At 52.3% G+C, this 9,520-nt stretch carries 9 protein-coding genes and 1 other RNA gene; 1 reads left to right on the top strand and 9 read right to left on the bottom strand.

Translation table 11 applies throughout. The annotated features are described in order from the left end of the window. Positions 1–51 precede the first annotated feature (51 nt). From ABE504_RS15345 to ABE504_RS15325, 5 genes are all read right to left on the bottom strand, one after another. Positions 52–1,350: a hemolysin family protein gene (locus ABE504_RS15345; RefSeq protein WP_430090047.1), complete on the bottom strand. Its 1,299-nt coding sequence runs from the start codon at positions 1,348–1,350 to the stop codon at positions 52–54. Between the two features lie 346 nt (positions 1,351–1,696). Further along, positions 1,697–2,098 (bottom strand): hypothetical protein, encoded by a 402-nt coding sequence (locus tag ABE504_RS15340; protein ID WP_430090038.1) that lies wholly within the window; start codon positions 2,096–2,098, stop codon positions 1,697–1,699. Positions 2,099–2,122: 24 nt separating this feature from the next. Further along, positions 2,123–2,338, bottom strand: a complete 216-nt coding sequence (locus tag ABE504_RS15335) for a DUF1540 domain-containing protein (protein WP_430090035.1) — start codon at positions 2,336–2,338, stop codon at positions 2,123–2,125. Between the two features lie 42 nt (positions 2,339–2,380). Then, complete coding sequence (locus ABE504_RS15330; RefSeq protein WP_430090032.1) at positions 2,381–3,487, bottom strand: glycoside hydrolase family 15 protein; 1,107 nt, start codon at positions 3,485–3,487, stop codon at positions 2,381–2,383. Positions 3,488–3,569: 82 nt separating this feature from the next. After that, positions 3,570–4,070 carry a YpuI family protein gene (locus ABE504_RS15325; RefSeq protein ID WP_126143160.1) on the bottom strand — a complete coding sequence of 167 codons (501 nt, stop codon included), beginning with the start codon at positions 4,068–4,070 and terminating at the stop codon, positions 3,570–3,572. Between the two features lie 159 nt (positions 4,071–4,229). Here ABE504_RS15325 and ABE504_RS15320 point away from each other — a divergent pair, with 159 nt between their 5' ends. After that, a complete protein-coding gene (locus tag ABE504_RS15320) occupies positions 4,230–6,212 on the top strand; it encodes a S8 family peptidase (RefSeq protein ID WP_430090029.1) in 1,983 nt (660 codons plus the stop codon). 106 nt (positions 6,213–6,318) lie between these two features. On the opposite strand, the gene rnpB is transcribed toward ABE504_RS15320, so the two are convergent. From rnpB to ABE504_RS15300, 4 genes are all read right to left on the bottom strand, one after another. Next, positions 6,319–6,732, bottom strand: an RNA gene (gene rnpB, locus ABE504_RS15315) — RNase P RNA component class A. Between the two features lie 93 nt (positions 6,733–6,825). Beyond that, positions 6,826–7,935, bottom strand: coding sequence for a Nif3-like dinuclear metal center hexameric protein (locus tag ABE504_RS15310; RefSeq protein ID WP_430090026.1), 1,110 nt, complete (start codon positions 7,933–7,935; stop codon positions 6,826–6,828). Then, positions 7,911–8,675, bottom strand: a complete 765-nt coding sequence (locus tag ABE504_RS15305) for a tRNA (adenine(22)-N(1))-methyltransferase (RefSeq protein ID WP_430090023.1) — start codon at positions 8,673–8,675, stop codon at positions 7,911–7,913. Before ABE504_RS15305 ends, ABE504_RS15310 begins: the two co-directional genes overlap by 25 nt. A 3-nt stretch (positions 8,676–8,678) precedes the next feature. Beyond that, entirely contained in the window at positions 8,679–9,509 is an 831-nt protein-coding gene (locus ABE504_RS15300; RefSeq protein WP_430090020.1) for a hypothetical protein, read from the bottom strand. Positions 9,510–9,520 lie beyond the last annotated feature (11 nt).

The following is a 9,520-nucleotide window of genomic DNA, read 5'->3' as shown; positions in this document are numbered from 1 at the left end:
TGTGAGGCGCACTGAAAAAAGAGACAGCCATCAGCTGTCCCTCTTACGCTTTCAAGAAATATTTTGTTCATAGAGGTCATCTTCATTCTCACTTGCGGCCCGCTTCACCGTCACGCGGGAAATGCGCAGATGGTCCGTCTCTTCGACGGTAAACGTGAACTCTTCGTTGTAAACCACCTGCTGGTTACGGCTTGGCGGAATCTCAATTTGCGAGTAGATCCAACCGCCGATTGTATCGTAATCGTCCGACGCGATCTCAAGACCGAAATATTCGTTCACCTCATCAATGAGCAGAAGCCCGTCAATGGAGAACGTATGTTCATCTTTCATTTCAATGGTCGGACGCTCTTCGTCAAATTCATCCTGAATTTCGCCAACGATTTCTTCCATAATGTCCTCCAGTGTAACAAGACCGGAAGTACCGCCGTATTCGTCGATCAGAAGCGCCATTTGGCTTTTGCGTTTCTGCATCATTTTCAGCAGGTCGCTGATCTGTATGGAATCCGGCACCGTAGTAATCGGACGAATAATCTTCTTAATGCCGCGAAGATTGGCGTCAGGCTTGAGCAAATCCTTAATATGGACGAAGCCAATGATATTGTCCTTATCAGGGTCGCAGACCGGATAACGCGTGCGCATTTCCTTAATGGCAATGGCCAAGTTCTCGGAGTAGGTGAGTCCGGCGTAGAGACATTCCATTTCGGTCCGCGGAATCATAATTTCCCGTGCCGTCGTCTCGGCGAATTCAAATATATTATCAACAAGCGTAAGCTCTGTGTTATCGATGAGTCCGTTTTTGTGGCTTTCTTGCATCAGTACGCGAATTTCTTCCTCGGTGTGAGCCGATTCGTGCTCCGTCGCAGGCTCAATGCCGGCACGGCGCAGCATCCAGTTGGAGATGCCGTTCAGAATCCAAATGAAAGGGTACATGACTTTAAAAATGACAACCATCGGGCCTGACGAGAATAGCGTAACTTGTTCAGCTTTCCGTATGGCGTACGTTTTGGGGAACTGTTCCCCCAGGGTAATATGCAGCGTCGTCATTAAAGAAAAGGCAATGATAAAAGTAATGGTATGAAATACAGAATCGGGCAAATGCAGCGGCGCAAATAACGGTTCCAAAATTTTGGCGAAGGTCGGCTCCCCGACATAACCAAGTCCGAGTGAAGTCAAGGTAATTCCCAACTGACAGGCTCCCAGATAAGCATCCAGGTTATTCATAATGCGCTGAGCGAACTTTGCGTTGCGTCGCCCTTCTCCGACAAGTGACTCAATTCGGCTTCCTCGTACTTTCACCATGGCAAATTCCGCTGCGACAAAAAAACCGTTTAACAGCACCAGTCCAAACATTAACAGAAAACTGATTAACGTTTCGGGCAAAGGATCTTCCAATACCTTACCTATCCCCTTTAAAAAGTGCCTAACGCACCAAGGAGACTAGGTGCACCTCCCTTAATTTCAATTGAATTTAAAATATCACTATTCATTATATAATAATACTCTAAGCATTCAAAGGTGCGAATATGACTCCTCAAGGCAAATAGTACGAGCAAAAGAGAGCAAAAGGCGTAAAACCTCCTGTTTACGGGCTCATATTCGGGATTAGCGCGCTCGCGATGCATTTTTTCGCGTTTTTCCTCCGCAGACCCGTGTAAAAAGAAAAACAAGCCGATCGCTCGGCTTGTTTCTCCATAGGCTACGCATAAAACGGAACAAGTAGGAAATAAGCGGCAACTGCCAGTAATCCCAGCGCAATCGACCAGCCGCCCAGCGCTTTGTTGCCCATGACAACGGCGATCACGCCAAGGATAACGCCCGAAATTCCCAAGAGTACCGGCCAGACGAACAGCGACGCGAGCGCGACGAACAGGGCGACATAACCCACCGCCTTATTGCGGGTAACGGCCTCAACCAGTTCCCCGACTTCTTCGTCGCTGACCGAAGATTCGGCTCCATAGGCGCTGCGGTTCAAGGCACGAGGCGGAGCCGCAATCTCCGCCGCATACTCTTCCTTCAGGTCAAGCCCGCTTTCGACGCGCAGCTGTTCCTTCTGGAACCGCTCCTTGGTGGCTGTGTGCAAAGAGTTGTCCTCTTTCATCAGACTACCTCCGTCCTTCGCGTCTTAGCTGCTTGACTTTTGCTTAAACGTTTGGCAGCAAGTCGCCGCCGCTTCACTGGCCGCATCTTGATGATCGTGATCGAATGATTCCGAGGCAAATTCCTCATTGAAGTTCGCAGATGCATGCTCATCAATCTCAATCATGATCGAATCTGCACTGCATTTGTTGCCCTTTTTCCAATATTCACAATTGGCTACTGCGCATGATACTTCTGGCATGCTAATCACCCCCACTAACAATTTGCCCGTGGGGGGAATAACCTATCCTTCGCTTAGCTTGTCAGATAGCACCAGAAACATCGCATGCGACCACAGCAGCGGCAGCGCCGGCTCGCCCAGCTTTTCGACCCATTCGGGATAAGCTGACGGCTCGCGCAGCGCATCCTCAGACTGCTCTGGAAGCCGCCCCAGCGCATCCGCTTTACTGACAATCCAAGCCAGGCACCGTTCCGCTTCCGCCCGATTGCCAAGCTGGGCTTGATACAAACCGTACCATGCAGTCAGCAAAATCCATTCCCCGCCGCCATAGTAACGGTCTTCCGCATAGCGCTGAACGCCCGTGCCGCCTGGCCTGAGATCAGCCTCAATCGCCTGCACTGTCCCGCGCATAACAGGATCGTCGGCATCGCATACGCCAAACGGCAAACAAAGCCACAAGAGACTTGCATCGACACCGCGAAGCGCAGGGCGCCAAATTTCATCAATACAATGAATCGACTTCACAAAATGGCCGTCCGCAATGGCATGCTCATAAATGAATGCTTTGATTTGCGCCGCTTTCTCAAGCAGCTCCTTGCGGTCCTCCAGCTCGCCTAACGCTTTCAATCCGCCATATACGCAGCCCAGCGTCGCTGGATGCACATAATCCGGAAACTCCTCCCAGCAATCGAAATTCGGATAATGCCAGAAGGTCATTAAGTACTCGACCGAGATTTCAACGCTTTCGCGAAGCTCTGACAGCAATGCCCGATTCCCTGTCAGCCGAATATGCTCCACCAGCCCCCAAAGCCAGGCTCCATACCCATCAAGCTGAAAATGCCCCCACTCCGAACTGTCCTCACGGCCGTCCAAATGATAGCGCGTTCCAAGAAACTCGGAGCGGTCAATCCAAATGCGCTGCTCATGCTTATGCACAAGCGCTTCTACCGCTGGTCGCTTATCTTTCAACACGCGATGCACCCATCGATAGAACAAGGCGCTGCTGTCGTGCTTCCCTGCGCGATCCATTGCATTTGCGATAAACGTGCCGTCCCGAAGCCAACTGTAGGCATAGGTCGGAAATAAGGGCGAAGCAATATACCCGCCGCTAGGGTGCTGATTCATTGTAATAATAGCAATGCTGCTTTGGATTAGCGCTTCGCGATTCATCTCGGCAAGGCCCCTTTCTAAAAAGAAAAGAGATGCGCTCGAACGCATCTCCTGATGTCTAATGTGTGTAGGTGAATATGGATTATACTTTCTCGCCTTGCATGCGGCGCTGTGTGATGTAATCCGTTTCATAGTAAGCCAGATCTTCCCGTAGTTCTTCGAAAACTTTGGACAACTCGATCGTCAAGTCACGAACTTCGCGGCAAGGCTTTTTGCGGAAACGAATGGCATCTTGGCCTGTGTAGGCATAACGGCCGTCTTCTGAGTAGCACTCATTTTTAGGATAGAAGAAGGTATTTACGCATGTATGGTATACCTCATAGAGCACTTTTTCCGAAAAATCAACATTGAATGTCGGACGTCGCAAACTAACGCCCAGTTTCTCATATGCCACTTCACAGAAGACGAGCAGGTGACGCGTGTCCTGTAAATAACCGCGGTAAAACTCATCCATCGCAGGATCATTTTCCACATTGAGTTGAGAAAGCGAATGTTGATTTAGAAACAGTTCCATTTTGGCCGTTGTTTCTTTCAGTTTCGTACGCGTAGATTCACAAACATTCTTGACATTAAAAACAGCCATTTATGAAGACCTCCTATAATTGCGCTACTTCTATCCTACCATAAATTAAACCGAAGTGGTATATGTAAAACGCCGGGCAGAAGTGCATAAAACGTCTCGACTCTCCAAAACCTAACTATAGCCTATTGGACATTGTTTTGTAAAATGGAGGGGTTACTTTTGTGGCGGTATATCACGACAATTGCACTTATTTTATGCCTCGGGATCTTTGCCTTTCCCGCTCATCCCAAGGACAGCACGAAGCCTGGACCTGAAGTTTACAGCGCCAAGCACGAAACCTCTTCCAAGTTGACACTGTTGGAGCAGGACGTGAAGTTGACCGATGAATTATGCCGAAGTCAGTGCTCTCTCGACTATGCGAAAATGCTGGCCCAAATCGACAGCGGCATGCCGGCGCAGGCCGTGCTGAGCGACATGCAGAAGCACCATGAGAAGATGCATCTCCTGATTTGGACGAAGCGCGGTGAACCGCTGGAGGAAGGCGTGACATCCGGGGAGGTCGCTGCCGGAAGCTATAAAAAAGAGGCTTCGAAATATTTAGCTGAGGCGAAAAAGCAAGTCGATCAAGGCAAACATTATCAATCTCCGAAATTCGGTGCAGGCAAGGATGTTTACTTTGTTCAAGGAACGCCGGCCGTGACGGGCAAAGACGGTCTAGTTGGCCTCATTCATCAAGATGTGCTCTATCAAGTGACAGACCATCAGATGAAAAATTTGCGTCTCGAGCCTTATCCGAACGAGAACCGTTGGAAAATCGAATCCGTTCATACGGATACTTTGAAAGACAAAGTTGTCGATCATCCCGAAGATAATCAAGGAACGAGCCACTATCATCAAAATGAAGTCGTCGTCCGCTTCAAAACGGATCCAACTGCCGCTCAGCTGGGGCAAATGAAAGCCGAAATTAAAGCAACATCCGTACAGAAGCTTGGCTACACGTATGTATTTCGTACAAGTGGCATGGAAGCCAAAGCATTAATGGCTTACTTTAAAAAATGGGACGTCATCTATGCGGAGCCGCATTATCTTTATCTGACGAATGATGAACGAGCCAGGGACAACGAAGAAAATAACGGCGCTGCATCGGCCGATGAAGCCGAGGGCGAAATTTCCAGCAATTTTACGCCGAACGACAATCTCTACAGTCGTTATCAGTGGAATTTGCCCTTGATTGAAACCGTGCAGGGCTGGCAGCTCAGCCGCGGCGCTAGCAACGTCATCGTCGGCGTTGTGGATACTGGTGTAGATATGCAGCATCCTGACTTGCAGGGGCAACTGCTCCCCGGTTACAACGTCGTCAGCGGCAATAGCGACCCGCAGGACGATGTGGGCCACGGTACGCACGTAGCCGGCGTTATCGCCGCGCTGGTCAACAATAACCGCGGCGTGGCCGGCATGACGTGGTACAACAAAGTGCTGCCAGTCAAAGTGCTGGACGAAACAGGCGCAGGCAGCACGTACTCCGTTGCGCAAGGCATCATTTGGGCGACGGATCACGGTGCCAAAGTCATTAATCTAAGCCTCGGCAACTATGCCGATTCCGGCTTCCTGCACGATGCGATTAAATACGCGTTTGACAAAGACGTCGCGCTGATCGCAGCCAGCGGCAACGACAATACCGAACGGCCCGGCTTTCCGGCGGCCTATCCGGAAGTGTTTGCCGTAGCGGCAACCGATTCAGAGAATATGAAGGCGACCTTCTCGAACTACGGCGACTACATCGACGTGGCCGCGCCGGGCGTCAGCATTGCCAGCACCTACCCGAACAACCAGTATGCGGCACTGTCCGGCACTTCCATGGCGAGCCCGCATGTTACGGCGCTTGCAGCCTTGGTCCGATCAGCCAATCCGAATCTGAAAAATACGGAGGTGTACGAGCTCATCCGCAAATCTGCGCGTGACATCGGGGACGAAGGCAAAGATAACTATTTCGGTTACGGCGTCATCGATGTCGTCAAAGCGATTCAGCTTGCCGAAGAAAGCGTGGGCAGCACGGAATCGGCTCCTGCCGAAACACCAACTTCCGAGGAAGAGTCGAACACAACCACGAACGCAAGCGACCGTGTGTCTGCGCCGCTGCCATCCTGGCCGCAGACATTGGCGCGGCAGCTATATTTGATTACGCGGCGGCATTTGGATTGAACATAAAAAGCGGCGCTTGGGAGACATGGTCTTCCAGCGCCGCTTTCTTATATACCACAAATGCATAATGCCCGCAAGGCATAAGCCATGCGGGCAGTCGACTGAAAAGGAAAGCTTGCCGTAAGCCGGGTTCTGTACTTCCGGTGGTCGTAGCGGGCGTCTGTCCCCTGCCACCATCGAAGCGACAATCATCTATCTAGGCCGTGCATTGCTGCATGGCTCAAGCGACCAACCCGAACGCGTCTCAGGCGAAGACTGCTGCCTCGAAAGCAGCTTGCGTTCCTCTAGGTCTTGCTCCAAGTGGGGTTTACCAGGATCTATGTCACCATAGAACCTCGTGGTCTCTTACACCACGGTTCCACCCTTGCCTGATCTCCTTGCGGAGCCATCGGCGGTCCGTTTCTGTGGCCCTATCCTTCAACTCGCGTTGACTGGACGTTATCCAGCACCCTGCCTTATGGAGCCCGGACTTTCCTCTCGCTGCAGCTTACCTGCAGCCAGCGATTGTCTGTCAAACTTTCCAGTGCATAGGCTAGTATACTAGGATTGCACCTGAATTACAACACCCGATCGTTTCCTGCATAGCCAAAACGTTAACTATCCACGTGTCCGCCTACAGGAACTGGAACGGCTCCGTCGACAGCTCAGACGCGATGACCTGCGTCTGGGTCTTGGCCAGCTGCGCGGCGAGGTAGTCTGCGACGCCGCGCTTCATGACCTTCTCGACGTTGTGCCCAACGTCGAGCAAAGCGATCCCCGCCGCGAGCGCATCGTGCGCGGTGTGGTAGTCAATGTCGCCGGTGACGAGCACATCGGCGCCCGCAAACATGGCATGCCGCACGTAGCGGCTGCCGGAACCGCCCAGCACGGCCACCTTGCGGATAGGCCGTGCCAGATCACCGACGACGCGCACCGCCGGCACGTCGAACACCCGCTTCGCGTGCGCCGCGAGCTCGCGCAGCGTCATGGCCGCGGGCAGCTTGCCCACGCGGCCCAAACCGAACACTCTACCCTTCAGATCCATCGGGTAGAGGTCATAGGCCACCTCCTCATAGGGGTGGGCCTTCAGCATCGCCTGCACCGCCCTGCGCTGCACGCTGGCGGTGACGATCGTTTCCACGCGTACCTCTGCTACGCGTTCGAGCTTGCCCACCTCCCCGATGAACGGATTCGCCCCTTCCTGCGGAAGGAACGTGCCAGTCCCGGGGATATTGAATGAGCACGAGCTGTATTGGCCGATGCCGCCAGCTCCCGCCTTAAAGAGCGCATCCAGCACCACCTGGTGATGCGTCTCCGGCACAAACACGACCAGCTTCTGCAGCTTCTCCGTGTGCACATCTTCCAGATGTGTCAACTCTTGAAGCCCCAGCTGATCCGCCAGCAAATCGTTGACGCCGCCCTCGGCGACATCCAGATTCGTATGGGCGATATACACCGCGATGTCGTGTTTGATCAGCTTTTCATACAGTCGCCCTGCCGGCGAATCCGTCTGCAAGTGGGCCAGCGGCCGGAAAATAATCGCATGATGCGCGATGATCAAGTCCACGCCGGCGGCGATCGCTTCATCCACCACCGCATCGGTGACATCCAGCGCCACCAGCACTTTGCGAATATCTTTTTGAAGCGTGCCGAGCTGCAAGCCGATCTTATCGTCCGCCATCGCATAATGCTTCGGCGCGAGCTGCTCAAACAGCTGAATTACCGTTTGACCTTTTGCAAACATGCGAGTACCTCCTGAATGTCACGAATCTCCTGCCGTACCTGCTCCGCCTTCAAAGCCGACGCTTCTGCGGAGGACAGCTGCAGCTGAGCTTCAATCATCGCGAGCTTTTGGAGCTCGCTCTCCCATTTGACGAACCAGATATCAGGCGCCTGCTCCAGCAAATAAGGTCCCATCAGCAGCAGCCGATCCTTCTGCACTCGTACGCCCTCCGGAAGCGTACGATCGGCATATAAAGTTTCTAACGCCGCTTGCTCCTCAACTGGCACCTTAGCCGCTGTCAAAATCTCATAGATCTTGCCGTCTTCCTCCAAGATGGCTTCCGAAGTCAAACTCCAACCGTTGCCGAGCAGCCAGCGGCGGACAAGCTCCTCCCCGACATTCGGCTGTAAAATAAGCAGGGAAACGCCCTCAAGCTTTGCCTTTCCTGCCTCCAAAATGGAGGCGATCAAGCTCCCCCCCATCCCTGCAATCGTAATAACATCGACTTCACCGGATGCTATAACGGCCAGCCCGTCGCCGGAACGCACGTGAATCGTCCGGGATAAGCCGCACTCCAGCACTTGTCGTTTTGCCGCTTCAAACGGCCCCGGATTGACTTCTCCCGCTACGCCGTAAGTAATGATCCCATTTTGAGCCAAATATGTTGGCAATAACGCATGATCCGACCCAATATCCGCAAGCTTTACGCCTGCCGGTACCCGATCGGCAATCATCCCAAGTCTTTTCGATAATTTCACCATCTGTTACATTACCCACTCTACCCATTTTTTTCGCAGCGCAAATAAAGCCGCACCTGCTGTTACTAATTTTACCGCAAACGAAAGCTGAATGATACGTACGCTCATGTTGGCGTCGAGCACAAATGTCATCGCTTCCGGCATAAACCACACCAAACAGCCAATCAGCATCAGCACGCCGGCCGCCTGTTTATTCGTATGATGCGCAAGCCAGGCCATCCATATGAGCACGATGCTGACAGGCAGCCAACTAATTTCCAGCGTGAACCAAGCCGGGTGCTCCAGACGCTGCAGCAGCAGCCAGCCGTACGTGCCAACAAGTCCCAGCCATCCGCAAATTTGGAAAATCGCCATCCGGCCGATTAATCCGTTGAACAGCCAAATCATACTGCACAGCGCCAAATAGCTGATATAGGCTGCGTTTGCATGGACACCGGCCAGATATAGGATGTAGATCCCGAGCAGCAGCATAGCGACAGACGAAATCCCGCACAGCACATAAGCGACAATTGGCCTCTTCGTGCGCTCGCGATAAGCAAGTCCATAGCACAGAATGACCAACAGCGCTGAGACCCCAATTTGCATTGGCAATGCAAAAGAGTTAAAATTAAGAGCAGATAAGGCAACTGCGGTGATTATTGCAACGATGGCTAGCCATATTTTCCAAGAACTGTTTGTCACGGCCGTGGCGGTTATGCCCAATATGGATGCCTGCTTGGTCACCGTATCATCATCGTATAGATTTAATAGAAAATCGCAGTAATGCTCCGGGAGCAGCTTGCTCCGCCGCCATCTTTCAATTTCTCTTATAATAATCGTTCTTCTTTCAGCATCCATAGTCTCGTCAC

Origin of the sequence: Paenibacillus oryzisoli (genome assembly GCF_050467285.1) — a bacterium.
GTDB lineage: Bacteria > Bacillota > Bacilli > Paenibacillales > NBRC-103111 > Paenibacillus_E > Paenibacillus_E oryzisoli_A.
The sequence above is the reverse complement of the archived record's forward strand: the minus strand, read 5'-3'. Positions and strand labels throughout refer to the sequence as shown.

Coding starts and splice junctions, on each gene's coding strand:
- ABE504_RS15345 (WP_430090047.1), bottom strand. CDS start 1,350: ATGTTTGGACTGGTGCTGTTAAACGGTTTTTTTGTCGCAGCGGAATTT.
- ABE504_RS15340 (WP_430090038.1), bottom strand. CDS start 2,098: ATGAAAGAGGACAACTCTTTGCACACAGCCACCAAGGAGCGGTTCCAG.
- ABE504_RS15335 (WP_430090035.1), bottom strand. CDS start 2,338: ATGCCAGAAGTATCATGCGCAGTAGCCAATTGTGAATATTGGAAAAAG.
- ABE504_RS15330 (WP_430090032.1), bottom strand. CDS start 3,487: ATGAATCGCGAAGCGCTAATCCAAAGCAGCATTGCTATTATTACAATG.
- ABE504_RS15325 (WP_126143160.1), bottom strand. CDS start 4,070: ATGGCTGTTTTTAATGTCAAGAATGTTTGTGAATCTACGCGTACGAAA.
- ABE504_RS15310 (WP_430090026.1), bottom strand. CDS start 7,935: ATGTTTGCAAAAGGTCAAACGGTAATTCAGCTGTTTGAGCAGCTCGCG.
- ABE504_RS15305 (WP_430090023.1), bottom strand. CDS start 8,675: ATGGTGAAATTATCGAAAAGACTTGGGATGATTGCCGATCGGGTACCG.
- ABE504_RS15300 (WP_430090020.1), bottom strand. CDS start 9,509: ATGGATGCTGAAAGAAGAACGATTATTATAAGAGAAATTGAAAGATGG.